We start from the raw sequence: 24,077 nt of genomic DNA on the forward strand, positions 1-24,077 counted from the left end.
GTTCGAGGCGAGTGCCTCGGGGCTTGACCCCGAGGGTGAAGCCGACAGTGGCCGACCAGCCGCCGGGGTGTCTCTCCCAGGCGGTTCGAGGCGAGTGCCTCGGGGCTTGACCCCGAGGGTGAAGCCGACAGTGGCCGACCAGCCGCCGGGGTGTCTCTCCCGGCCCACAGGCCTACAGTGTCGAAACGTTTAATTCGACCGAATCAGAACAAGTCTATATGGGTCAGAAAGAGATGGAATGTTACCCGACTGTCCGTGACCGAGGACAGGTCACAATTCCCGAAGATGTACGCGACCCGCTCGGTATCGAACCGGGCGACCGAATCAAACTCACTGTCGAACGACTGGACTAACTCGCATGGACGTAACGCTTCGCTGTCGTGCGTATCCCGACGAGGAAACCGCCAGCGAAGCGTGGCGTCACATCGAAATCCATCGACAGATACGGAACCACACCATCCGCGACTACTACTCACACGACTACGGAAACCGGCCAACCGCCTACGACCAGCACCGCAAACTCACCGGCTGGAAACAGCGGTGGCCGCTCTTTTCGGAAGTCTCGGCACACGCCGCCCAACAGACCGTCTCGGAGATACACAAAAACGTCGAGACACAGAAGGGGCGGCGGAAAAACGGCCACAAGACAGGCCGGTTGAAGTGGCAGGGGAGCGGCGAACGTCGGTCAGTCGCGTATCAGTCCGAAGGCTTCGACGTGAATCACACCACGGGCCAAGACGGATACGCAACACTCCGACTCTCGAAAATCGGCCACATCCCGATTCGAGCGCACCGAGAGCTTCCCGCCACCGAGAACATCAAGCGCGTCGTGTTGAAGAAGGAGCGAACCGGCGACTGGTTCGTCTGTCTCGTCACGGAACGACCGGACGAGGACCTACCCGAGAAACCCAGTCCAGATGCACTCGACCCCGCCGACTGCGTGGGCGTAGACCTCGGGATTCTCTCGTACATCCACACCAGCGACGATACAGCGGTGGATATGCTCGACCTCTCCGACGAGTACGACCGCTACGGGCGCGAACAGCGGAAACTCGACCGGAAAGAACACGGGTCGAACAACTGGGAGAAACAACGGCAGACCGTCGCCACGGCGAAGCGGCAAATCAAGCGGAAAGTGCTGGACTACCAGCACAAACTCACGACATGGCTAGTTCGAGAGTACGATTTGGTGGCCGTCGAAGATTTGGACGTAAAGCCGATGCTGGAAACCAGCCAGAACGCCAAAAACAAGCAGGACGCCGCATGGTCGCGTTTTCTGGACCTCTTGGAGTACAAAGCCGACTTGCATGGTACTCACGTCGTTCGAGTCGAACCAGCAGGAACGACCAAAGAGTGTTCCGAGTGCGGTGTGGAAACGTCGAAACCACTCTGGATTCGAGAACATTCCTGTCCGGCCTGCGGTCACACCGAGGACAGGGACCTGAACGCGGCGAAGAACATCCTTTCTCGCGGTCGCTCACAGATAGGGGCGGGACGCTCCGAATCAATGCCTGTGCAGACTGCGCTCCCTACGGGAACCCTCGCGGTTCCTGCAAAGCGCGTCGTGGAAGCAGGAAGCCCCGAGGCTTGACCTCGGGGTGGGTTCACGTCAGGCGGTTCGCCGCGGTCACAGTCGACGCAGTCGACCGTCGTACCGAGATGCTCACGTCTGCCTTCGGGCGTCGTCGCCCATTCGCGCCGCACCATCGGCGGGTCGTGGCGGACGTGTTGCGTATGACCGCAGTCGAGTACGGCGACCGTATCACCATCGTCGCCGAGGGCGTAGCCGCGTATACGGCGTTTCACGGTCCTTCCGCCCACCGTCCGTCCGAAGACGAAACGTCGCCCCCCGCGGCGTTGACGGCGTCCACGTCCTCGCCACCGTACCGCTCCTCTATCTCGCGCATACGTTCGTTTATGTCGTCGCTGTTGTGGTGGTCGTCGACACGGACACGAACCTCGTCATAGCCGTGACGGTCGCTCAGACCGTTCCACGCACGGAAGGAGCCGATAGCGAGCGTATGACTCTGAGGACAGAACTCTGTAGTGGGCGTGAACTCGGCGCGTAGAACGCCGTCGTCCTCCGTGTCCTCGGCGTACCTGTACCCTGCGTCGGGATGTCGGCTGTCGAGGTTGAGACGCGTGAGGTTGTAGTTGAACGTCATGTCGTAGACCTTGCGTTCCTCGAAGATATCACGCGTGGTACGGTGGAACTCGACGTGTTCGTCGCCTTCGAGAACATCCTGTCCGCGCAGAAAACCACCCGTCTCCGGGATGTTCCCCCGTACGAAGTCGTCGTACCCGTCAAAATCCTCCTCTCCGCCGAGTAGTGACATACGTTACATAGACCTCGTAGCCGAATAAGAACTACCCCGTACATGTCACCCGCGCGTCATTCGGTTCCGGCGTCGGCGCGTCGGAACAGACCCGTTACGCCGCCAGGCTTGTGTCTCCGCACGGTGAGGAGGACGTTGACGGCGAAGACGGCGTATCCGCCGACTGCGACCGCACCCGAAGCACCCGCGACGGCTACGTTACCGACGCCCGTACCCGCCACGACGCCCGCAGTCCCCACGGCTGTCATGGTGAGGTCGGCACGTTCGAGGCGTGGGTCGTACAGGTCGTCTATCATAGGCACGTCCTCCAGACCGAGACGGTCGCTGTAGCTCTCGACCCAGACGAGGAAGGGGATGATATGGTACACAGTACCGACGACCACGTATCCGACGAAGCCCGCGAGTAGGACGTGCGCGCTCGCCGTACCGCCCGCGAAGCCTGAGGGTAGGGGATGGCTTACCCACGAAGGGGATACGACGACCGTCCATACGATCAGGGCTGGCACGCCGACGGCGTACCTGACGAGCATCGGATGTCCAAGAATGCTGACACGGCTCTCGTACAGCTTTCTGAGAACGATGACGCCGAACCCCAAGAGGGAGACGAGCACGAGCAGGCTTCCTATACGGACGACCGCTTCGGCGGAGAGAAGCCTCCCGACGCCGAGGGCGACGACGCCTACGGGATACGCACGTATCTCGAACCTCTTGACGTAGGTACCCAATCTATGTAGCTCCGTCTGTGTGAACATCGTCACGAGCTGGTACATCGCTCCGAGAACCGTCGTGACGACGATGCCGAAAACGGCGAAGACGGCGTGCGTACCGACGACATCACCTCTTCCGAACGGCGTCTCCGCGAGAAGGCTCCACCGGTAGTCGAGGGCGAGTGTAACGCCGAGCGAGGTCGTGACGAGGACGAACACGAGCGCGAACAGAAAATGCGTCTCCGTAACGTCGAGGCGGCGTACGTCGACCGTCGGGAGCGTCCGTCCGATGTTGTAGACGAAGCCCCAGAGTCCGACGAGAAGTACACCGCCCGGTAGCACGGCGTCCGTGTAACGTCCGAAACCGAACGCCACGGCGAGACCTGCGACCCCGAAACCGGTGGCTACGAGCGCCGCACGTGCCAGCCTTCGTGAATGGAGCGAAACGCCTGACCAGACGGGCACGAACTGTGTCATAGCCCCCATTATACTGATACAGACCCAGCCTACGAGAAGGAGATGGACGTGCGGGAGTACGTGGACGAGCTGGAAGACGGCGAGAGCACCCGCCGACACGCCGGTTACGAGAAAGACGAGTGCGACGACGAAGTGCTGTAACGGTACGGCGGAAGGCGGACCCGTCTCCGCATCCACCTGTCCCAGAGCGGTTCCCATATACAGCATACAGTCCCCGCTTTTGAACCGTTCACCCCGAACATGTATGGGGTAACACCAACCTCTACGGCGCGCCATCTACACGTATGCCTGAGACGAGCTTTGGGGACGAGAGGCTGTACGACGACGAGAGGTTTTCCGCACGGGTGTTCTACTCCGACGGTGCACAGAAGACCGTACTAGGATACTTCGAACCCCGACAGTTCATACCCGTACACGCGCCCGACAGCACATTAACCGTCGTGGTTCAGGACGGCGACGGTACGGTGCGTGACGGCGAGGACGAACACGAGGTCGGTGTAGGCGACGTCGTCTCTGTGCCAGCAGGTGTCGAAAGAGGAGTACGCGCGGGCGACGAAGGTCTGGAAGCCCTTCTCGTCACATCGCCGCCGCCGACCGACGACGACCACGACAAGGTGCGCGAAGGTCTACGTAAAGGGGTTTTCGAGCCTTGAACTCAGTCCGGCTTCCAGATGACGGTCACCGTGCGATCCGACTCGTCGTGCGTGACGTAGTCGTAGCCGCGCTCCTCAAGCTTGGGGTACAGATGCTGTGGCGCGCGGTCGTTCGACTGGACGAGCACGGTTCTGTCATCGAGTTCGGCGAGGGTTTCGAGCATCTTCGTCAACGGTTCAGGGGGCGGGAGTTCGACGGCGTCTATCCTCTCAAACGGCGCGTCTTCGGGAACACCGTCGGTTCCGAGGTAGCTTTCCGGCTCCATACAGAACCTACACGGTCGACCGAACCAACTCTTGCGCCGAATATGTTCACCGACGGGCGCAAGGGGTATATGAGGGCGTCCCGTTAGGCTGGTCACGTTGCCCGAAGCCAAGATATCCGCAAACGTTCCGGAGTCGATGTGGGTTCACGATGTCTCAAAGAGCCACCCCGACACAGTCTTCCGTGTCGTCTCGGCGCTACCCGGTGACGACCACGGCGTGGGCGTCGTAGAGATAGAGGGAGAGGGGTACGAGGATGCGCTTGACGACATCTCCGAGCACGAAGCTATCCACGATAGCGAGGTTCTGTACGAGCAAGACGAAAACAGAACGGCGTTGGTACAGTTGAAGTCACAGAAACACCTGATCCTGCAGAAGGCGTCGCAGTCGGGCGTTCCAATGGAGATGCCGTTCGAGATACAGGACGGCGTCGGTGAGTGGCGTCTGAGAGCTTCGCACGAAAGCCTCTCCGAACTCGGTTCCGCATTCGATTCGATGGGTATGGAGTACACCATAGAGTACGTCCGTGACGTTGAGGAAGACGCGTGTCTCCTTACCGAAAAGCAGAGGGAGGTGGTCGGCAAAGCGCACGAACTCGGATACTACGACACACCGCGCGAGATCTCACTGTCCGAGGTGGCTAACGAGATGGATATAGCCAAGTCGACGTGTAGCGAGATCCTCCACCGCGCCGAGGGGAAGGTCGTATCCGAGTTTCTGGAAGGTTAAGACGGTCTAAACGCGTACCTGCCTCTCTCTTGACTTATACGTCCGGGTACGTCCACTCCGTTTCTCTTTCGACAGCACGCGCTACGCCGAGCAACGACGTTTCCTCGTACGTCCCGCCTACGAACTGTGCGCCTACGGGAAGACCGTCGGCGGTTCCTGCAGGCAGATTGACGACCGGATGTCCCGTCATGTTGAATATCCACGACAGCATCCATGATGTAGGGAGTCCGTTCGTAGTCTCGCCGTCTATCTCCGTCGGCATCGGTTCGTCGTGTGTCAACGGCGGTGTGGCGAGCGTCGGACAGACGAGTGCGTCGTAACGTGAGACGGTATCCTCTATCTCGTGGTAGAGATCGGTTCTTACGAAGTCCGACCGTGTGTACTCGGTGATACCGTTCGTACGTCCCGTTTCGACGAGCGTGAGAAGGTCACGCGGGAGTTCGTCGACGTGATCCTCGGTTAGGTCTACACCGTACTCGTTGTCTATCTCGTCGACGGCGGTCGCGAAGAACGTCGTGACGGCGACGGTGTATGCGTAGGTCAGGTCGCCAAAATCCGGCGTTCCGACTTCGACGCGTTCGACGGTTGCTCCCGCATCTTCGACGGTCGAGAGGGTTTCCTCGACGGCTTCGCGTACCTCCGGCGCGACCGCGAAAAGATCGAGGTCGGGCGAGTAGGCGAGCGACAGTTCGGAGACGTCGGGGGCTTCCTCGACGGCGTCGGTGTAAGAACCCTCCTTGGGAACGCTGAACGGGTCGGTGGCGTCCTTTCCGGCGACAACGTCGAGTGCGACCGCCGTGTCACGTACGTTACGCGCCATGGGTCCGAGTACGCCGACGGGCGTGTGACCCCGAAAGCCGTTCGTGCGGTTCCCGCGCGGGACGACGCCGTGGCTCGGCTTTACGGAGACGACGCCGCAACACGAAGCCGGGTTACGTAACGAGCCACCAACGTCCGAACCCGTTGCGAGTGCGCAGAGACCGTCGGCGAGCGCCGCCGCGCTACCTCCTGACGAACCACCGGCGTTTCTTTCGAGGTCGAAAGGCGTCGCTGTCGATCCCTGTAGCTCGTTGTCGGTACGGACGGTATGACCGAGTTCGGGCGTGTTCGTCATACCGACGACGACGGCACCCGCGTCTTGGAGACGCCGTACGGTGACCGATGTCTCGTCTGCGACGTTGTCGGCGAACGGCGCGAGTCCCTTCGTGTTACGCACCCCTTCCTTCGTCTCCGACAGATCCTTGACAGCGACGGGCACACCCGCAAGGGGTAGATCCTCGCCGTCCTCGACGCGTCCGCGTACGTCGCGCGCCGCCTCGCGTGCCTCGTCTTCGAGAACCGTCACGTACGCGTTCGTCCTGTCGCCCGTCCGGTCGATACGTCTAAGATACGCGTCGACGACATCGACGGGGTCGAGTTCGCCGGAGCGAACACGGCGCGCTATCCTCGTCGCGGAGTCAAAAACGTCCATGTAAGAACCAGACACGCGCCCGGATTAACGTTTGCGGCGTCGTCAGCCGTTGCTGTACTCCTTCTCGAATCCACGGAACTCCGTACGGTGCGCCTCCTCGTCGGCGAGTACCGTCACCGCCAGATCCTCTGTCACGGGATCTTGTGCTTCCTCGGCGGCTTCGATGAGTTCGCGGTAGGTCGCTATAGCGTCCTCCTCGGCGTCGAGAACACCGCGTATCACCGACAGAACGTCTGTCGACTCCTCTGGCGGCTGGAGCGAGTCCTGACGCGGCGTAAACTCGGACGAGCCGGGAGGTCGCGCATCGAGCTGTTTGAGACGGCGTCCGAGCTGTTCGGCGTGACCAAGCTCCTCCTGTATATCCGCCTTCAGGCTCTCCTTTATCTCCTCCGCACGGACGCCATCGAGAACGATCGCGTTCGTCTGGTAGTTCATTACTGTCTCCATCTCGTCGCCGTACGCCTTCCTCAGTAGTTCGACGACCTTCTTCGATGACATGACATACGAGGTAAGAAGGCGCGTCGGATATAGCCGGCGGTCGTGCGTGTCGGCGAGGAACGCCGCCCTTTTTGCGCTATCGGGTGATCTTTGTGCAATGACACGGAACGAACCGTCGACAGCCGATATCTTCCGTCTCTTGGGCGACGACTACGCGCGCGAGATACTCGCCGCGGCTGAGGAGCCGAAGACGGCACAGGAACTCAGCGACGCGACCGATGCATCGCTAACCACGGTCTACAGACGTCTTTCGACGTTGAAGGAGCACGGTCTCGTAGACGAGAGGTCGACGGTAGACCCGGAAGCCTCGCATAAGAGGGAGTTCGTAACAGCGGTTGGGGCGGTGCATGCTGAACTCTCGGACGGTTCGTTCTCGCTGACGGTCGAGAAACGTGACGAGCTCGCCGATAGCTTCACGTCACTGTGGTCGGATATACAGGACAGTAGATGATACAGCCCGGCTTCGTGGCGGTAAAGCTCGTAGCCCTCGTGCTTAGCCTCGTTGTTGCATACCTCGCCTACCATGGATACACGAGGAGCGGCAACGAAGCGATGCTGTACGTCGCCGTCGGCTTCATACTCATCGGCGTCGGGGCTGTCTGCGAAGGTGTCGTCTACCGCGTCTTCGACACGACGCTCGTATCCGCCGCCGCCGTACAGGCGGTCATATTTTCAAGCGGTATGCTGTTCGTTCTCGTCTCGCTCACGCGCCAAGGAAACGAGGGCGCGTCCTGACTCAGGAAACCTCGTCTATACCGCGCTCGAAGAGTTCGAGGGGCTGTGCGCCCGAAAGGGAAGTCGAGCGCCCCGTGTCGCGGTTATGTATGACGAAGCCGGGTGTGGCACGCACACCGAGGGAGCGCGCCTTTTCCGCCTGCGAACGCACGACCTCGGCGCGTTCGCCCCTCTCGGACGCGAGACAGTCCTCCACGCGCCCCGCGTCGATGCCCGACACCGCTTCGGTGATGGCGGTTAGGCTGTCGGCGGACGCCCATCCTGAGTTACGGTCACCCTGCTGTGACATGACCGCTGTGTGCCAGTTCCAGTACTTCGATGCGTCGCCACCCCTGACCTCGTCCCAGACGCACGACGAAGCAACCGCGGCGGTCATCGAGTCCTCGCCGAAGAAGGGGACTGTCGTCAGAACCATGCGGACGTCGCCCGTCTCGACGTGGTCGCGGTACAGATCCGGAAAGGTTTGGCGCTCGAACCTCTCGCAGAACGGGCACTGGAAGTCCATCCAGTAGTACATCTCAACGTCAGCGTCCGACGAACCTAAGATCGGCTTACCGTCGAAAGCCACGCCCTCGTATCCGGTGCCGTCGTCGGTGTGGAAGGAAGGCGAAACCGCGGGTTCGTGTCCGCTCAGGTCGACATCTTCTCCGTCTCCTCCTCCGGATCCGACGAGGTAGCCGCCTCCCGCCGCGGTGGCGACGCCGGCGACAGCGAGCAGTGAACGTCTCGATATCTCCATAACCCGGTATCGGTAGCGGCGTAGTATAAAGACCTCAGGCGTTTTTCACTCCGAGTAAACCGTGGCGAGCCTTTTACAGCCGTCACGTCTACGACCTACATGGAACACGGAACGCACGAGCGGTTCCTGAAAGATCTCTCGGACGCGGTCGCCTACCCGTTCGGCTCCCTACCGAGGTCGGTACTCGCCCTGTCTATCTCCGTCGTGATGTACGTCGTACTCGTCCTCAGTACGATGCCGACTTTTTCGGCGCAGATGCTGAGCGACGGCGTCGGCTGGCTCGGCTACGTCGTCGTATCCCTGACAGAGACGACGTACCGGTCAAGCGGTCTAACGGGCGTCTCGCTCGTCGTACTCTACGCCGTCCTGACGGGCGTCGCCGTCGTCAATACGGTCGGGCAGATACGCGCCGTGGGTCTGTCAAAGCCAAAGGAGTTCGTAGGTGTTGTTCCCGGACTCCTCGCCTCGGGTTGCGCAAGCTGTGGCGCGGGTCTACTCGGCTTCATCGGTCTGACAGGTGCTCTCGCCGCTATGCCGTACGACGGAACGCTTCTCCGTGTAGGCGGTCTGGCTCTCCTCGTCTTCTTCCTCGGACGCGCGGGACATCCGGAAAGGTGCGGCGTCACACAGGGCGGTGGATCGTGATCGAAGCCGTCGCGTCGCAGGTGGTCGCCCCCGTGGCTCTCCGCGTCGAACCCTCGGATGTACTTCGGACGGTATGACACCTCTCACAACATCTGTACGGCGAAAAGAACGACGAGTACGAGCGCAACCGCCGCCGCGCCGACGAGCGGCTTGTTCTCCATCGCCTTCTCGTGCGCGGGCATCCCGGCGTACTCGTCGCGGAAGGATTCGAGGTTCGTTTCGTCGTAGAAGTACTTCTTGCTTAACGCGAACCTCTCCGTTACGGCACATCCGGTGCAGACAGGTTCACCCTCGACGCGCTCCGTCTTCGTGTGCGACGGGCAGTTTATGCTACCGCAGTTTTCGCAGAAAGTGTACGTCTCGGCGTCGGAACCGCCGCACTGTACGCACCGGTGGACGCCGTCCTCCGTAACCTCCTTGGCGGTCGTCGTCTCGTACCACTCGTACGGGTAGTCGTAGCCGCGTGCATCGACGTTGGCGCGGACGCGGGGCAGGTAGACGGGTGTCAGGTCGACGACATCGACGTCCGACCCGTCGGGTACGCAGTCCTTTGTGTACGTCACGTTGTTGTCGCCCGTGTAACGGACGGTCGTCGCGTGTTCGTCGCGTCGGCGTTCCACGACCGGGTCGACGTAGTCCTCCTCCGTCCCCTCGAACCTCTGGACGTTGACCTCGTCGAAGGGATCCTCGAAGCCGTCGTCGATCTCCACCGTCGTATCCGCTCCGAGGTCTCGGGATACGAGAGCCTCGACCTCCGACGGTAACGTGTCGCCGCCACGTCTACCTGCGTCGAGGTAGACGGTGTCAGAGTCGTGGACACGGTGTACGACGCCGACACCCGTCTCGAAGACGGCGTCCGTCTCCGTCTCGACAGCCACGACAGGATGGAGCGTCAGCGCTGTGTCGGGTTCGTCGGCGAGCGACGCGGGGAAGTTCTCGATACCGCGGAAGGCGTCTCTGACCGTCACCGCGGGGTCGTCGGCTTCGAAACACCGGTCGCAGAGTACCTCAATACGTCCGTTGTACATGTCCATACCTATCTCGTCGCCTATCTCGCGCAGGTCGCGTCCGTCGGTTAGCTCGATACCGACCTTCTCGGCGTACTCCTGCGCGGGCGACGTGAACCGTCCCGTCGTGACCACCATACCGCGCGTCGATCCGTCAGCCTCGTACGTCTCGACCGCCGAATGTAGCTTCTGTACGACGGGACGTCCGAAGGTCTCCGTATGCTTACACTCTACGACGACGGTTCCGTCGCCGTCCTCCATGACGACATCGCGTCCCTTGTCGCCGGTTCTGGGTAGCTGTCGGACGTTCTCGTACCCGAGCTTTTCGAAGATACGGACAGTCTTCTCCTCAAACTCGTAGCCTGAGAGTTCGTCCAAGAGCGTCATCCGTCCGGGTCGGTGTACGTATCCGTCGGTGGTAACGTTTACGCCGCCCGGTGTCGCTGTCCATGATCTCCATCAGTTCCGAACGTCCACCGGAGGTAACGTTTACGCTGTCCGTGCCTCAGTCCCCGATCCTCCTTCTGTGGAACTCGACGGGGACGCCGCCGCCTTCGAGCAGACGGCTCCGGAAGGAGGCGTCGCGTCCGTCACAGAGTTCGAGGAGTGCGCGCGTACCGACGAGGCGCGAGACCTGCGCGCCGGGTTCACGTCCGTATCCGCGTACCTCCGCAACAGCTTCCTCGCCCTCAACACCCGCCTCGTCGGCGAGGTACGAGGCGGCGTCACGTACCGTCATCTCGCCCGTCTGTAGCTTGATGTCGACGAGTGCGCGACACGCGGCGACGAGACGGTTGCGCGCGACGTAAGCCTCGTAACGCGCGTCGCCGTATCCGTGCTCAACGCCGAGACGTTCGACGTACCCTTTCCATCCCTCGGCGAAGTCGTCGCCGAAGGCGTTGAAACGTCCTGCGAGTATGACGGGGTTCGAAGCCGACGCGCGCTCGAAGGTCTTCTGGAGATGCTCGCCGGGGTACAGGTCGGTGACGGCGCGTCCGGCTATCTCGGCGCGCGGATGGTCGCCCGGCGGTGTTACGTAGTAAGCCGGCGTCTCATCGCCGAAAGGCGTGGGTTCGAGGTACGCCGTATCCGGAACCAGAGGTGCGATATGCTCAGGCGTTTCGGCGACGTTGACGCCCTCCTCAGGGAGTTCGACGACCGACGACGCGAAGGAACGCGCCTCACGCGCCGCGCCGAGGTACTCGTCAAGGACGGCGTCGGGTTCGGGTCTGTCGTGTTCGACAGCGTCGACGGCGTCGGTCGGCTCCGCACCGAGCGCCTCGACGGCGTCGGCGAGTGCGTCGTTCGCTTTCTCGACCTCTTCCTCCGCGAGCGTGAGAACCTCGTCCGACGGTGGCATACACCGGCGCGCGAGAAGCTCGTCGAGAGCATCGCGTCCTATACGCCAGTCGGAGCGCGTACCGAGCGATTCGAGCCATTCGAGATGCTCGTCGAGGGCGTCGACAGTATTCTCGCACGCGACGCTGACGCGGTAAGCGAGATCCTGACGTTCCATACCGCCCGCCTCGTCGGCGATTAGCTGGAGAAAGCCGGGTACCGTTTCGCACGCCTCCTTCTCCGTCTCGACCCATGCATCGACGGGTTCGACGACGCGTTCGCGCGACTCCTCAAGATAGCCGGGGACGTCTTCGAGACGGTCGGCGATACTTTCGACGCGTTCGTGAAACGGTGCGAAGTTACGCGTATACAGAGGGTAGACGAAGGAGACGACGGCGTCCGCCGCCTGCGGGTCGCGCTCCCATAGACGGAGTTCGTCCATCTCGTAAAGATCGTAGTCGAGGCTGGCACGTACGAGTTCCGCCTCGTAGCCGTCGGTACCGTTGAGTTCGTCGCGGAGTGACCGCGCCGTGTCTATCTCTTCCTCCACGGATGCGCGCGTACCGCTTGGAAGTTCGTCGTCGTACTTGTGGACACCGAGAACGGTGGCGACGTGGGGGTTCCGTTCGAGTGTACCGTCGAGATACCCGTCCAGCAGATCGTTGAGCGTCATACTCAGGGTTACGGCGCGCGACGTATAACTGGAACGGACGCGCGGTACCTTTTTTATACCCGCGGTGCCTACAGTTAGACACGATGCCCGGTTCTGAAACATCCCAAGGCTCGGTCGTTTCGGAGCTTCGGGAGAGATACCCCGGTTCGGTAAGGGCGGTCGCAACGTACGATCAGGACAGCTACAGTCTGCAGTACTCCGCCGAAGGTATCGACGACGAGTACTCGCCGGAGGATATAGAGAGTATCTACGACGACGTGGTGCTACAGGACGTCGGCTCCGTGTTCCACGAGACCCTTTTCCACGAAATGGGAGACGTAAGGGGCAAGATACGTATATTCGAGAACGGGACGGTTGCGCATTTCTGGCCCACGGACGACGAGGAAGGGCTGTTCGTATCACTCGACGGCGATGCTGACCCCGGTATTCGGACGCTGTACGGGATAGCTGAGGGATACTACGGTTAGTCGCGGAACCCTCTTACGAGGGGGTGCAGGCGACGGTCACCTCGCGCGTCCTGGATCCGTCGCACTCCACGAAAAGAACGCTCTGCCATGTCCCAAGCGCGAGTTCGCCGTCCTCGACAGGTATAGAAACGTCCGAACCGATGACCGTCGCGCGTAGATGTGAGTCCGCATTTCCGGAACCGTCGGCTCCGGATGGCTCGTCAGACCGCGTCTGACGAACGTTTTCGTCGAGCGCGTCGTGTGCGTGCCCTTCGTCGGGAACGAGGTCACGGAGAAAGTCCTCGATATCGTCGACGAGACGATCCTCGTTCTCCTGTACGACGACGCCCGCTGTCGTGTGGCGAACGAAGACGGTGCAGACGCCCGTCGCGTCGTCGGGGACAGCCGAACGGACGCGATCCGTGATACCGGCGACCTGTGTCCGCGAGTCGGTTTCGACCTCGAAGCTACGCATTCTACGCCTCCGCCTCTGTGCGTTCGGCGAGTCTACGCGCCCTCTCCTCCGCCTCGGCGGTGACCCTTCCGGCGTCGACCGTCTCGACGTGTCCGTCCTCCATCAGAACTTCGCCGTCGACGACCGTATGTACGACATCGCCGCCGTTTGCGGCGTAGACGGCGTGCGAAACGAGGCTGTGGCGCGGCGTCAGATGTGGCGCGTCGAGGTCGACGACGGCGATGTCGGCGGGTCGCCCTTCGGCGATAACGCCCGATTGGGTGCCGAGTAGCTCAGCGCCCCCGCGCGTCGCCGCGTCGAGAGCCTCGCGTGCGGGTACGACGGAGGCGTCGCCCTCGCGGCTCTTTGCGACGAGGGCTGTGTGACGCGTCTCCTTGAACATGTCGAGCGTATTGTTCGACGCGGGTCCGTCGGTACCGATACCCACCGTCATACCGGCGTCGAGCATCTCTGCGACGGGCGCGGTTCCCGACGCCAGCTTCATGTTTGCCGACGGGCAGTGTGCGACGCCTACGCCGCGGTTTGCGAGCATCTCTATCTCGTCACCGTCGAGATGGACGCCGTGGGCGACGTATACGTCACCATCGAAGAAGTCTAAGGATTCGAGATACGCCGGCGGACGTTCGGCGTGTGAATCGACCGAGTCCCGAACCTCTCCGTCGGTTTCGCTTAGATGCGTATGGAGCGTCACCCCCTCGTCGCGTGCCGCCCTCGCGGCTTCGCGTAACGTCTGTTCGTCGCACGTGTACGGCGCGTGAGGGCATAGCATCGTCGAGATACGTCCGTCCCCTGCACCGTCGTACTCACGTACGAAGCCGACGCCTTCGTTTAGCTCCTCGCGCGCCTCGTCGTCGTCCTTCCCGACTGTAATGATACCGTATCCGAGTGAGGCGCGTAGACCCGATACATCGACGGCGTCCGCGACCTCGTCCATACCGAAGTACATGTCTGCGAAAGCCGTTGTGCCCGTTCTTATCATCTCGACAGCGGCGAGTTCCGCGCCCACACGGATGTCTTGGGGTTCGAGATGCGCCTCTATGGGCCAGATATGCTCCTCAAGCCATCTATCCAGAGGGAGGTCGTCGGCGTACCCGCGCAGAAGAGACATAGAGGCGTGCGTATGTGCGTTCACCATTCCGGGAAGTACGAGACATCCCGACGCGTCGAGAACACGGTCGGCGTCGCGGACGTCACCCACCTCGGCGATACGTCCGTCGCGGACGCCGACATCGGCTTCGACAGCCTCGCCGTCCGTATACACGTGTCCGTCCTCTATCAGTAGCTCCATGACCGACCGTCGTCTGCCGAAGCCTAAAGTGCGTCGGTAGGCTACCTCAGTTGATGACTGTCACCGTAGAGACGCCCGCACGTCTGCATTTCGGATTCCTCGATCTTTCGGGTGAGACGGGGCGTCTGTTCTGCGGCGTCGGTATCGGAATAGACCGTCCGCGTGCCGTCGTAGAGGCTGAGAAAACGGACGGCGTTGAGACGGATGCGGGCGGTTACTTCGAGGAACTCGTACGCGAAGCCGTCGACGTACTCGGTGTCGGTGGCGCACGTCTCAGTGTCAAGGACTCAGTTCCACGACACGTCGGCTTGGGTAGCGGCACACAGCACGCGTCCGCGGTTCTCGAAGCCGTCGCGGGCGCAAACGGCGTCGAGGCTAAACGCCGTCACGTCCGTGAGATGGGACGCGGCGTACGTTCGGGCGTCGGACGCGCCGTCTTCGAGGGCGGCGGTTTCGTGGTGGACGCGGGACATCCGGTCGACGCCGACCGCGGCGAACGCCGGATCCCTTCGGTCGCCGTCCGTCACGACCTACCGTCGGACTGGCGTTTCGTCGTCGCGGTTCCCGACGGCGCAGGGGCGCACGGTGAGGCGGAGGAAAGAAGCATGCGTCGTGTCGTCGGCGACGAAGCCGGTATAGGCGACGCGGTTCGACGTGAGTTCGTGGGTCGTGTCCTTCCCGGAGCCGCGGAGGGCGACATCGACGCGTTCGGCGCGGGGGTTGCCGAAGTAGACCGTCTCAACGGCGAACGGTACGCTGACGAACAGGACGGCGTCTACCACCGTAAGTCGGAACCCCTCGTCGAACGCCTTTCTGACCGCGACGACGTTGCAGGCGCGGGTCAGTCGTCTTGGGGTCCTTCGGTCTACGCCGTAACGACCGCCGAGGACGCCGAGGACGTGGCTAACTCGATCGACGCCGAAAGCTACGTCGCGTGTCCCGACAACAGGGGCGCGCGCGTCAGTCTTCCCTCTTGACCACGTCCGTGATACGGCTACGGAGCGACGACGACCGGTCGCGCGACAGGTATACAGATGTCTCACCGTCCTGATAGTAGTTGCCGACACGTCTCTCGACCTCGAAGCCGAGATGACGGTAGAACTCGACGGCGTTGGTGTTGGATACGCGCGTATGGCACGTCAGCTTGTCGTGATCCTCGGCGGTCTTTTCGACGAGGCTTCTTCCGACACCCTCGCCGCGCCTGTCGGTACGTACCGCGAGGAACAGCACGTAGCCGTCGCCCCGGACGACCGCGAAGCCTACCGCACCCTGTTCGTCGAGGAGTACGTACGCCGTGTTCCGTTCGTACGCGGACGAAAAAAAGTCCCACGTCTGGCGTAGGAAGCCTTCCTCGCGGCGTATATCCTGTTTCAGCTCCCAGACCTCGTCGAGGTAGGAGGTGTCGTCGGGCGGGCTACGTTCGTAACGCACTACACGGTTTACGTAAGGATGGAATATAATTCCAACGGGTGGATGGCTCCGAACGGGCGGTCGGAGCGACGCCCCGTCCTCGTCAGGGCGGTACGGGTCGCGCCGTCGTTTCTTCGCCCGTCACGACGACGAGCTTCGGCTCGTCCGCCGTTTCGGGGCATGCTTCGGAAACCTCCACGGGTATACCTTCGCGGTTCGGCATGAGATTCGTGAGTTCCCCGTCCTCGTGGTCGAAGAAGGAGCTTCCGGCGACGGTAACGTCAAATCCGCGCGTTTCACCGCCTCCGAGTACAAGGCTGTACGGGACGTCGCGTCTGAGGGAGACGTGTCTCCTTTCGGGTGTATAGAGACAGCCCGTGACAGACGGGGGATCTGCTCTGCGCGAAAGGACGAACGGGTTCTTCGCCACCGTCTCGCCAACGACGACCTGTTCGTCGATACCATCGGGTATATCGACCGTGTCACGGAACTCCTGCGAATAACCCGGCTGTGCACCGGTGGCGTCGAAGACGAGGAGACCGACGACGAGTACGAGGACGACGGCGATACCGACCACCGCCTTGGTGCGGTCGACCTCGAACACGCCCTTGCTCGACGCGTATCCGAGCGCGACGAAGAGGGCGGAAGAGCCGGCGAGGAGCGCGAAGACACCGCCGTCGCCGAGGTCGTATGTTTCGAGGACGTAGGCTACGAAGACGAGGTACGAGCCTGCGGAGAGGGCGTAGAAGACGGTGTCGAGGCTTCCGTTTCTGGCGTAAAGACCCGCGAAGAGGAAGACGACGAACCCGAGGAAGAGCGTCGCGGAAGTCGTCGTCGGTGACAAGTCTTCGAGTAGACGGAAGCCGAAGTAGAAGGTGGCGATCACTCCGAGCAGGACGCCAACGGCGTACAGTATCCTGACAGGATCTATCTCCGTGTCCATACCCCGACATCGTACGTGTGTCAGTTATATCCACGGGGTAGGTCAAAGATCCGTTTCGGCTTACGCAGGTTACTTGTACGGTGACGCACAACGAACCCTATGAACTTAACGCGCCGCGGCTTTCTGAGGAGCGCCGTGGGTGCGTCGGCCGTCGCCGTCGCGGGATGCGCCGACCCGCGCGCGGTACTGATACTGAACGAGGTGAACGACACCCAACTCGCCGACAGGGTCGCCGAGGAGGTCGAAGGTACGGACGACGAGGAGGTCGTACGACGCGCCGTCGAGAACCGAAGCTACACGACGGAAGGCGACGAATCGGGTCTCGAACCGCCCGTCGAAGCCGGTTCCGTTCTCTACGAAGGAGCCTACTACGACCTCTCGGTGGAGGCGAGAACAGTCTCGGAGGATCGCCTTTACGTCCTGCGTGTCGAGAACGTCGGTTCGTCGTCGGTCGACGGCGAGATGGCTTACGACGAGCTACCCGAAGCCGACAGACGCGCACTCATGGAGGTCTTCGGGGACGAGAACGCGACCGACGAAGGTTTCGAGGGCGGCACCGAGTTCCCGTACGGGGAGGGGGAGTACGGAGCCTCCGTCCTCATCGACGGCGCGACGGTTGTCCACGAGGGGCTGAGGTACGAGGTCGACGCCGAACGACGCCGGGGTATCGAGAGACAGGAGTTTACGTACACCGCCGACGAGGTAGCCGAGGACGCGGAGGGGTTCGGCGCGTGGGCGCGGGACGAGTACAGCTTTACGCTCGACGGTCTGTCGGATGAGGAGCGCGCGATCGTTGACGACGCTCTCGACGGAGGCTACTACGAGGGGAGCGCGAGCGAGGGTTTCGAGTCGCTCGTCCGGCGTTTCCGCGAACACGAGGCGGTTACGAAGGACGAATGGGGTGGCGAGTGGGTCGTCGAGTACGAGGGTACGACCTACCGGGCGGAGATGAGTTACACCCCGAACGTGGTGGAAGACGGAGGATAGCTATCCTCGGAGCGCCTCGACGGGGCGTTCGTTCGCCGCCTTCCATGCGGGATACGCGCCGCTGAGCAACGATATACCGACGGCGAATCCGAGAGCCATACCGAGGTAACGCAGGTTTCCGGGTCGGAGCACCATGAGTGCATCGTCGAGCATGAAGTGGTTGATGACGCCGCCCACGAGGAGGCTGACGACGACGCCGACAGCACCGCCGACGAAGCCGAGAAGCGTAGCCTCGGCGAGGAGTATCTTGAGAACGCTGGTGCGCTGTACGCCGATGGCACGGAGGACGCCTATCTCCTCGCGGCGTTCGACGGTCGACATCAGCATGACGTTGAGTATGCTGACACCCGCGACGAACAGCGATATGGAGCCGACGGCGATAAGGAACAGGCTGAGAAGACGTTGCTGTGACCGTACCTGCTCTATAAGCTCGCTGTTCTCCTGAACCTCGACAACCTCCTCACGTCTGTTCATGCTCTCACGTATATCCTGCGCGGTCTCGTTGGCGGCGCTCGCCGACCCCTCCTCCACGATTACGCGGCTGTACCCCGCGTCACGTAGCTCGGTTTCGGGGACGACGATGTTGAAGTTAGGGTTGACGGGCGCTGTCCAAGGCTCCTCTGCGAGGACGCCGACGACACGGTACGACGAGTTGTCGACCGTAACGGCGCTACCGACGTTGATCTCCAGCTGGTCGGCGAACGTGCTACCCACGAGAACACCGCTCGAAAGGCTCGCGGGCACGCGTCCTTCGTCCGCCTCAAAGAGAGCTTCGGGGTTCTCGACGGCGTACGCGTTCCTCCCCGCCGACGTGTCGCCGTAGCTAATATCCACCGTCTGTTGCTTTACGGGCGTAACCGTCGCACCCACGGCGGTGCGGCGTACGTCACGTACCTCACGGTCGGTAAGCGTCTGGCTCGTAACCGTACCGAAGCCGGCGTCCGTATCCGTCGCAGGGACGACCTCGACCTGATTTGCAACATCGCCCATGTTCTGCGTAAAACCCGCCTGAAGCGTAAAGCCGAGTATGCCGAGCGACGCTATGGCGACGACGCCTATGACGATACCGAAGCACGCAAGACCCGACCTCAGAGGGTTACGTACGAGGTTCCTGCGCGCCATCAGAAGGCTCGGCATGAGACGGTAAAGACGTCTCAGAGTACCACCCCGTCGTCAAGCTCCACGTCGCGGTCGGAGTAGTCCTTGATACGTTCGTCGTGTGTGACGGCGACGACGCCGACGCCTTCGTCACACAGGTCACGTATGAGCTGAAGCGTTTCGTCGCCCGTCTCCTTGTCGAGGTTACCCGTGGGTTCGTCGGCGAGGATCACGTCGGGCGAGTTTACGAGCGCACGCGCTATGGCGACGCGCTGTTTCTGACCGCCCGAAAGCTCCGCGGGCTTGTGCTCCTTTCTGTCGCCTAAACCGACCTTTTCGAGGAGTTCGCCGGCGCGTCCGCCGCTTCCGCCTGAGAAGACCGTGGGGGCTTCGACGTTCTCCTGAGCCGTCAGCGAAGGTATGAGGTAGAAGTACTGAAAGACGAAGCCCACGAACCTCTTGCGCGCCTCCGTGCGCTCTCGGTCGTCGAGACCCGTCACGTCGTCGCCGTCGAGCCGTACGGTTCCCTCCGAAGGCTCGTCAAGGAGTCCGAGTATGTTTAGCATCGTCGTCTTTCCGCATCCGCTCGGACCCATGACGGTCACGAACTCGCCGCGTTCGACACCGAAGTCGACGCCTTCGAGGACTGTCAGCGTCTCGTCGCCGCTGTCGTACCGTTTTACGACGTTCTCAAGCCGGGCTATCATCCGCGTTTCCTCCAGCCGTAGGCGACGACGCCGACGACCAGAACAGCGATAACGACCGAGGCGGACGTGGGTACACCTGACGAGCCTTCACCCGAACCGTCCTGAGACGACGAGGCTTCGGAAGCCTGCGTCGTCATACCCGCGCCGACAGCCGAGTACGTGACGTTGTAGACGCGTTCGACTGAGTCGCCGTCGGCTACGTAGCTAACCAAGACGGGTATCTCGGACACGTTTCCCGTCACGCGTGCGTTGAGCTCGAACGTACCGAAGTCGCTCGCGGGTACGGTTCCGACGAAGTAGTCCGACTGCGGCGGCGCGGGTTCGACGTTGGGTGTCTCTGCGACCCCGACCACGACGCCCTCTGCGTCCTCGACACCCACGTTGCTCGCGCTACCCGTGACCGTAACAGAACCAGCGCCTTCGACCGAGGTACCGGTTAGACGTATGTTGGAACGCGGCGTGTAGTCGATCGTTGTCGTCGTTGTCCTGCGTTCGCCGTCGAGCTCGTACGAGGCGGTAACCTCGACCGTCGTCTCGCGTTGTACGCCCGTGACGTTCATAACGACCGTCTCAGAGGAACGCGCGCCGAGGTCGCCGACATCGACGGACGAAACCGCAACGCCTCCGCGTACACGGACGTTCTGTACGGCGGCGTTACCGACGTTGGCGACCGTAGCCTCCACACCGTTCTCCGACGAGGAGGCGCGTAACCCGAGTTCGTGGTCGCGTTCCTCGAAACGTGCGGTGACCGTATCCTCGACGGTCAGGCTGTTTCCGTCTGAGTTGGTGTAGCCGACGGAGACGCGTATATCCTTCTCACCAGCTACGTCGGACGAGACGAGAACGTCGACCGTCCCTGTCTCACCCGCCGACAGGTTGGTGAGAAAGCCGTCCTTCTCTGTCGTAAAGCCGTATCCGTCGGCGGTCACACGGAGACCACGTATCTCGCCCGCACCGCCGTTCGAAACCTCTACCTCGACCGGGTTCCACGCGCCGACGGCGGCTGAACGGACGGACGCGTCCGCCCTCACGGGGCTGTCCTCAACGTCCACCGAAACCGGGTAGTTTACGGTTCCGATGTTTGTACCTTTTCCGCTCGCGCGTACTTCGAACCGTTTGGTGCCTTCGGTTTCGAACGTCGTCGTCAACGGAACCTGTATGCTCTCGCCCGGCGCGATGGTTCCTATGTTGGTGGTTCCTAAGCTTGACGACTCCTCCCAACGGAGCAGACTGACCTGACTTAGTGAGAAAGCAGTCTCTCCGTCGTTCTCCACCGTCGCCGTCACGGTCACCGTCTCGCCGACCTGCGGCGTTTCGGGGGTTACGTTTACGTCTGAGATATGTATACCCTCCGTCCCCGACTGCGCAGAGACGGCGGAGGCGGAGACGAACAGGAGTACGACCATACCCAAGACGGCTACAGTACGCCGCATCAGTAGAACACCCCCATTACGGCTGTCAGGAGAGCGCCACCGAAGAGATCCCACGCGACGATGACAGCTACAGCCGTGACGGCGGGCACCGTAGCCTTACGAAGTTCGAGCCCGTGGACGTGTTTAATCCCGAAGCTCCATATGAAAGCCTGCCATCCAACGAAGACATACCCAAGCGCACGTACCTGAACCGAACGGAGCGTCTCGAACATCGTACGCTGTACCTCTACGGCTTCCTGAATACCCGACGGGTTCGTGCCTCCGAGTATGTACAGCGTCAAGCCCAAGGTTACGAGAGCACCGAAGAGCGCGGGTACGAAGCCCCATCCTGCGACTGAGAGCGTTTCTGTGCCGCCCCCTTCGCCTCCGAGGTAGGTACAGACACCGACGAAGATACCACCAACAACGAGCCACGGTACGAAAGGTATGATCAGCGAGGGGAGCGTGAAAAGTACGCGCATCCCTGTACCCGCGCCCGCGCCGGCGCTTCCTCCGGCTTCCATAGCGGACGTCGTGTAGTTGCTCACGTAAAGACCTCTTCCTGCACGGACGACGCCTATCAGAAGAACGACGACCGCGGGTATCCATAGACGTGGGGTTTGGGACTCGGCGTCGAAGAAGCCGTCGGGGTCGAGAACGAGGTTATGCGCCCTGTAAGCCACCGTCACCACCTACGCGGTCTTTGTGTCGTATACCGATCAACATGAACAACCTTTGTGGAGCCGGCTTAAAGTAGCTGGCGTAAGCCCAAAATACCTTTTCGGGTATCCGCTTAGGACAGCTGGTTCCACGAGGCACGGAAACGCTGTACAGCCGTCAGGTTGCCGACGACGCCGAAGAAGACAAGCAACCATCCGAGAGCCGTCAGACCCTCGACGAGTGGGACGAAGGGCTGTACGACGCCGACGAGTATGATGAGAGCCATACGGTCGGCGCGTCCGAGGAGTCCGCCGTAGTCGCGTCCCGCACCCACAGCCTGCGCCTGAGTGCCCATGTACGAGGTCAGGAAGACGCCCGTGACAGCGAAGAAACCGACAGCCCAAGCACCGACACCGCCCGCGATACCCGCGATAAGTACGAGGTCTGAGTAACGGTCGAGCGTGTGGTCGAGCATGTCGCCCTGGGGGTTCGCCTTTCCGGTTCGGCGCGCTAACTGACCGTCGACGGCGTCGAGGACGGCGCTTACGGCGACGAGGAGCGAGCCACCGACGTATCCGGCTGTCGTGGCGGTGTAGAAGCTCCCCGCGGCTGTGACGGCGACGAGGAAGGAGACGACAGAAACCTGATTCGGCGTTGCGCCGAGGCGTTCGATCCCAGAGACGAAGGGTTCGAAGGCGTCCTCGGCGGATTCATCGAGATCGGCGAGCGTCATACACGTCCCTCCACGTACGCCGACCAGTCGACAACACCGGTGCGTTCGTCGCGTTCCTCGACAGCCCGCGCGACGCGTTCGACCGTCTCTTCCACAGTCGGTTCGGTCGTGTCGAACTCGAAGACGGGCGCTTCCGTGTCGAGCGCCTCGGCTGTCGTAACGTCGAGAGCCTCCGCCTCGGCGTTCTCGTCTATCTTCTCGTCACCCCAGCCGCGTTCTTCGAGACGTGAACGCAGAACGTCGGGTTCGCAACGTAGGACGACCGTAAAGCCGGGTTCGAGACGGTGCGAGAGATGTCCGTCGAAGACGGCGTCTTCGGGTAGATCGTCGCGTAGTGCGTCGACATCAGCAACAGGGGCTTGGCGTTCCTCGTCGTACCCCTTCGATGCGCCTTCACGGACACGCCGCGTTATATCGACGTAGCTCACACCGCGTTCGTCTGCGAGGCGGCGCGCGACGGTCGTCTTTCCAACGCCCGGCGTCCCTGTAACCGCGATCCTCATCCACTTTCACCCCGTGCGTCGGCGTAAACGTCGTTTATCTCGCGCACCGCACGCCGTGTCTCCTCGCGTGTACCGACGGAGACACGTATGCATTCGGGGAGACCGAAGGATGTGGTATCACGTACGATTACGCCGCGTCTTTCGAGTTCACCCGCAACCTCCGAGGCGTCGCACGGCGATACGTCGACGAGAACGAAGTTTGCGGCGGTGTCGTACGTCGGCGCGTCGAGGTTCTCGGTCATGTACTCACGCCCCCACCGTGCGAGTTCGACCGTCTCGGTTACATGCCCGTCGTCACCCAGAGCGGCGCTTGCGGCACGTAACGAAACACCGCCGACACAGAACGGAGTGACGACCTTCCTGTATGCGCTCGCCATACCGTCGGGGAGGACGCCGTAACCGACACGCAGACCCGCGAGACCGTACGCCTTCGAGAAGGTGCGAGCAACCGCAACGTCGTCACGTTCGAGGGCGAGCGGTACGGCGCTCTCACGGTCGGAGAACTCGTGGTAAGCCTCGTCGACGAAGACGAGTCCGTCGACCTCGTCGGCGACACGTTCGACGGTTTCGACCGTCGTGTCCGTCCCCGTCGGGTTGTTCGGCGCTGTTATATAGACGATCTTTTCGCCGTCGTAGGCGTCGACTATACGTCCGGCGTCGTAGCCGAAGCCGCCGTCGTCAGTCCGCAGACCGTAGCTACTCTCGTAGCCTCCGAGGTTGCGCGCCGACATGCCGTAGTAGGAGAAGCCGGGCGAGGGCGTCAGAACCCCGTCGCCGTCTTCGAGAACCGCGCGCCCAACAGTGTCGAAGACGCCGTCGGCACCCGCACCCAGAACGACGTTCTCGACGGGAGCACCGACCGCCTCGGCGACCTCCCCGCGTACGTCTTCGTGTAAAGCCGTCGGGTAGACGTTGACGGTCGGCGCGGCTTCACGTACCGCCTCCTCGACGGCGGGCGGGGGTCCAAGAGGGTTCTCGTTCGAAGCCAGCTTTGCGAGTTCGTCGGGATCGAGACCGTGTTCGCGCGCGACCTCCTCGACGCCGCGTCCCGGGACGTACTCGTCGAGTTCCGACAGGTCTCTGAGTATCTTCATCTATATCGGAGATGTAGCGACTCATAATAAAGAACTTGATGAAGTATAG

At 62.0% G+C, this 24,077-nt stretch carries 29 protein-coding genes and 1 pseudogene; 10 read left to right on the forward strand and 20 right to left on the reverse strand.

Annotation, left to right across the window (positions count from 1 at the left end; translation table 11 throughout):
• Positions 1-218 precede the first annotated feature (218 nt).
• Together EGH25_RS10165 and EGH25_RS10170 are read left to right on the forward strand one after the other, a co-directional pair.
• Entirely contained in the window at positions 219-353 is a 135-nt protein-coding gene (locus EGH25_RS10165; RefSeq protein ID WP_266088220.1) for an AbrB/MazE/SpoVT family DNA-binding domain-containing protein, read from the forward strand.
• Positions 354-358: 5 nt separating this feature from the next.
• Positions 359-1,591, forward strand: a complete 1,233-nt coding sequence (locus EGH25_RS10170) for an RNA-guided endonuclease InsQ/TnpB family protein (RefSeq protein WP_266088222.1) — start codon at positions 359-361, stop codon at positions 1,589-1,591.
• 41 nt (positions 1,592-1,632) lie between these two features.
• On the opposite strand, the pseudogene EGH25_RS12320 reads toward EGH25_RS10170, so the two are convergent.
• The 3 genes and pseudogenes from EGH25_RS12320 to EGH25_RS10180 all read right to left on the reverse strand — a co-directional run.
• Positions 1,633-1,821: pseudogene (locus EGH25_RS12320) on the reverse strand (DUF3565 domain-containing protein); the annotation flags it as partial.
• Entirely contained in the window at positions 1,803-2,336 is a 534-nt protein-coding gene (locus tag EGH25_RS10175) for a DUF7998 family protein (protein WP_266088224.1), read from the reverse strand. The pseudogene EGH25_RS12320 and the gene EGH25_RS10175, both read right to left, overlap by 19 nt.
• Before the next feature lie 56 nt (positions 2,337-2,392).
• A complete protein-coding gene (locus EGH25_RS10180) occupies positions 2,393-3,718 on the reverse strand; it encodes a heme-copper oxidase family protein (RefSeq protein ID WP_266088226.1) in 1,326 nt (441 codons plus the stop codon).
• A gap of 86 nt (positions 3,719-3,804) precedes the next feature.
• On the opposite strand from EGH25_RS10180, the gene EGH25_RS10185 reads away from it, so the two are divergent.
• Positions 3,805-4,173 (forward strand): cupin domain-containing protein, encoded by a 369-nt coding sequence (locus EGH25_RS10185; RefSeq protein ID WP_266088228.1) that lies wholly within the window; start codon positions 3,805-3,807, stop codon positions 4,171-4,173.
• A gap of 2 nt (positions 4,174-4,175) precedes the next feature.
• Here the strand turns inward: EGH25_RS10185 and EGH25_RS10190 are convergent, their stop codons facing one another.
• Positions 4,176-4,439, reverse strand: coding sequence for a DUF2249 domain-containing protein (locus tag EGH25_RS10190; protein ID WP_266088230.1), 264 nt, complete (start codon positions 4,437-4,439; stop codon positions 4,176-4,178).
• Between the two features lie 97 nt (positions 4,440-4,536).
• Here EGH25_RS10190 and EGH25_RS10195 point away from each other — a divergent pair, with 97 nt between their 5' ends.
• Positions 4,537-5,166 (forward strand): helix-turn-helix domain-containing protein, encoded by a 630-nt coding sequence (locus EGH25_RS10195; protein ID WP_266088232.1) that lies wholly within the window; start codon positions 4,537-4,539, stop codon positions 5,164-5,166.
• Positions 5,167-5,200: 34 nt separating this feature from the next.
• Here EGH25_RS10195 and EGH25_RS10200 read toward each other — a convergent pair whose 3' ends face one another.
• On the reverse strand, positions 5,201-6,637 hold the full coding sequence (locus EGH25_RS10200; protein ID WP_266088234.1) for an amidase: 1,437 nt from the start codon (positions 6,635-6,637) through the stop codon (positions 5,201-5,203).
• Between the two features lie 42 nt (positions 6,638-6,679).
• Entirely contained in the window at positions 6,680-7,135 is a 456-nt protein-coding gene (locus EGH25_RS10205) for a ferritin-like domain-containing protein (RefSeq protein WP_266088236.1), read from the reverse strand.
• 97 nt (positions 7,136-7,232) lie between these two features.
• Here EGH25_RS10205 and EGH25_RS10210 point away from each other — a divergent pair, with 97 nt between their 5' ends.
• Positions 7,233-7,586 carry an ArsR/SmtB family transcription factor gene (locus tag EGH25_RS10210; RefSeq protein WP_266088238.1) on the forward strand — a complete coding sequence of 118 codons (354 nt, stop codon included), beginning with the start codon at positions 7,233-7,235 and terminating at the stop codon, positions 7,584-7,586.
• Positions 7,583-7,870 carry a DUF7521 family protein gene (locus EGH25_RS10215; protein WP_266088240.1) on the forward strand — a complete coding sequence of 96 codons (288 nt, stop codon included), beginning with the start codon at positions 7,583-7,585 and terminating at the stop codon, positions 7,868-7,870. The genes EGH25_RS10210 and EGH25_RS10215 overlap by 4 nt, the downstream gene beginning before the upstream one ends.
• A 1-nt stretch (position 7,871) precedes the next feature.
• Here the strand turns inward: EGH25_RS10215 and EGH25_RS10220 are convergent, their stop codons facing one another.
• Positions 7,872-8,609, reverse strand: a complete 738-nt coding sequence (locus EGH25_RS10220; RefSeq protein WP_266088242.1) for a DsbA family protein — start codon at positions 8,607-8,609, stop codon at positions 7,872-7,874.
• A 99-nt stretch (positions 8,610-8,708) separates the two neighbouring features.
• Here EGH25_RS10220 and EGH25_RS10225 point away from each other — a divergent pair, with 99 nt between their 5' ends.
• A complete protein-coding gene (locus EGH25_RS10225) occupies positions 8,709-9,254 on the forward strand; it encodes a hypothetical protein (protein ID WP_266088244.1) in 546 nt (181 codons plus the stop codon).
• 83 nt (positions 9,255-9,337) lie between these two features.
• Here EGH25_RS10225 and EGH25_RS10230 read toward each other — a convergent pair whose 3' ends face one another.
• Both EGH25_RS10230 and EGH25_RS10235 read right to left on the reverse strand, forming a co-directional pair.
• Positions 9,338-10,648, reverse strand: coding sequence for a restriction endonuclease (locus tag EGH25_RS10230; RefSeq protein ID WP_266088246.1), 1,311 nt, complete (start codon positions 10,646-10,648; stop codon positions 9,338-9,340).
• 118 nt (positions 10,649-10,766) lie between these two features.
• A complete protein-coding gene (locus EGH25_RS10235) occupies positions 10,767-12,272 on the reverse strand; it encodes a DUF885 family protein (RefSeq protein WP_266088248.1) in 1,506 nt (501 codons plus the stop codon).
• Between the two features lie 83 nt (positions 12,273-12,355).
• Between EGH25_RS10235 and EGH25_RS10240 the strand changes: the two genes are divergently transcribed.
• The gene (locus EGH25_RS10240) at positions 12,356-12,739 is read left to right on the forward strand and encodes a DUF7522 family protein (protein ID WP_266088250.1); all 384 of its coding nucleotides are present in this window, start codon (positions 12,356-12,358) and stop codon (positions 12,737-12,739) included.
• A 13-nt stretch (positions 12,740-12,752) separates the two neighbouring features.
• On the opposite strand, the gene EGH25_RS10245 is transcribed toward EGH25_RS10240, so the two are convergent.
• Together EGH25_RS10245 and EGH25_RS10250 are read right to left on the reverse strand one after the other, a co-directional pair.
• Positions 12,753-13,193 carry a YjbQ family protein gene (locus EGH25_RS10245; protein WP_266088252.1) on the reverse strand — a complete coding sequence of 147 codons (441 nt, stop codon included), beginning with the start codon at positions 13,191-13,193 and terminating at the stop codon, positions 12,753-12,755.
• 1 nt (position 13,194) lies between these two features.
• Positions 13,195-14,481 (reverse strand): amidohydrolase, encoded by a 1,287-nt coding sequence (locus tag EGH25_RS10250; RefSeq protein ID WP_266088254.1) that lies wholly within the window; start codon positions 14,479-14,481, stop codon positions 13,195-13,197.
• A 53-nt stretch (positions 14,482-14,534) separates the two neighbouring features.
• On the opposite strand from EGH25_RS10250, the gene EGH25_RS10255 reads away from it, so the two are divergent.
• Positions 14,535-15,458, forward strand: a complete 924-nt coding sequence (locus EGH25_RS10255) for a beta-ribofuranosylaminobenzene 5'-phosphate synthase family protein (protein ID WP_266088256.1) — start codon at positions 14,535-14,537, stop codon at positions 15,456-15,458.
• Here EGH25_RS10255 and EGH25_RS10260 read toward each other — a convergent pair.
• On the reverse strand, positions 15,442-15,912 hold the full coding sequence (locus EGH25_RS10260; protein WP_266088258.1) for a GNAT family N-acetyltransferase: 471 nt from the start codon (positions 15,910-15,912) through the stop codon (positions 15,442-15,444). The genes EGH25_RS10255 and EGH25_RS10260 overlap by 17 nt on opposite strands.
• Before the next feature lie 82 nt (positions 15,913-15,994).
• Complete coding sequence (locus EGH25_RS10265) at positions 15,995-16,834, reverse strand: hypothetical protein (RefSeq protein ID WP_266088260.1); 840 nt, start codon at positions 16,832-16,834, stop codon at positions 15,995-15,997.
• Between the two features lie 99 nt (positions 16,835-16,933).
• On the opposite strand from EGH25_RS10265, the gene EGH25_RS10270 reads away from it, so the two are divergent.
• The gene (locus EGH25_RS10270) at positions 16,934-17,821 is read left to right on the forward strand and encodes a DUF7979 domain-containing protein (protein WP_266088262.1); all 888 of its coding nucleotides are present in this window, start codon (positions 16,934-16,936) and stop codon (positions 17,819-17,821) included.
• Here EGH25_RS10270 and EGH25_RS10275 read toward each other — a convergent pair whose 3' ends face one another.
• The 7 genes from EGH25_RS10275 to hisC form a co-directional block, all read right to left on the reverse strand.
• Positions 17,822-18,958 carry an ABC transporter permease gene (locus tag EGH25_RS10275; protein WP_266088264.1) on the reverse strand — a complete coding sequence of 379 codons (1,137 nt, stop codon included), beginning with the start codon at positions 18,956-18,958 and terminating at the stop codon, positions 17,822-17,824.
• Positions 18,959-18,975: 17 nt separating this feature from the next.
• Positions 18,976-19,626 (reverse strand): ABC transporter ATP-binding protein, encoded by a 651-nt coding sequence (locus tag EGH25_RS10280; RefSeq protein ID WP_276591977.1) that lies wholly within the window; start codon positions 19,624-19,626, stop codon positions 18,976-18,978.
• Positions 19,623-21,059 (reverse strand): CARDB domain-containing protein, encoded by a 1,437-nt coding sequence (locus EGH25_RS10285; RefSeq protein ID WP_266088266.1) that lies wholly within the window; start codon positions 21,057-21,059, stop codon positions 19,623-19,625. Before EGH25_RS10285 ends, EGH25_RS10280 begins: the two co-directional genes overlap by 4 nt.
• Positions 21,059-21,721, reverse strand: a complete 663-nt coding sequence (locus EGH25_RS10290) for a YIP1 family protein (protein ID WP_266088268.1) — start codon at positions 21,719-21,721, stop codon at positions 21,059-21,061. The genes EGH25_RS10285 and EGH25_RS10290 overlap by 1 nt, the downstream gene beginning before the upstream one ends.
• A 110-nt stretch (positions 21,722-21,831) precedes the next feature.
• On the reverse strand, positions 21,832-22,431 hold the full coding sequence (locus tag EGH25_RS10295) for a CDP-alcohol phosphatidyltransferase family protein (RefSeq protein WP_266088270.1): 600 nt from the start codon (positions 22,429-22,431) through the stop codon (positions 21,832-21,834).
• Positions 22,428-22,934, reverse strand: coding sequence for an adenylate kinase family protein (locus EGH25_RS10300; protein ID WP_266088272.1), 507 nt, complete (start codon positions 22,932-22,934; stop codon positions 22,428-22,430). Before EGH25_RS10300 ends, EGH25_RS10295 begins: the two co-directional genes overlap by 4 nt.
• On the reverse strand, positions 22,931-24,028 hold the full coding sequence (gene hisC, locus EGH25_RS10305; RefSeq protein ID WP_266088274.1) for a histidinol-phosphate transaminase: 1,098 nt from the start codon (positions 24,026-24,028) through the stop codon (positions 22,931-22,933). The genes EGH25_RS10300 and hisC overlap by 4 nt, the downstream gene beginning before the upstream one ends.
• Positions 24,029-24,077 lie beyond the last annotated feature (49 nt).

It is taken from the genome of Halorutilus salinus (genome assembly GCF_026242195.1).
In the GTDB taxonomy this organism is placed as follows: domain Archaea; phylum Halobacteriota; class Halobacteria; order Halobacteriales; family Halorutilaceae; genus Halorutilus; species Halorutilus salinus.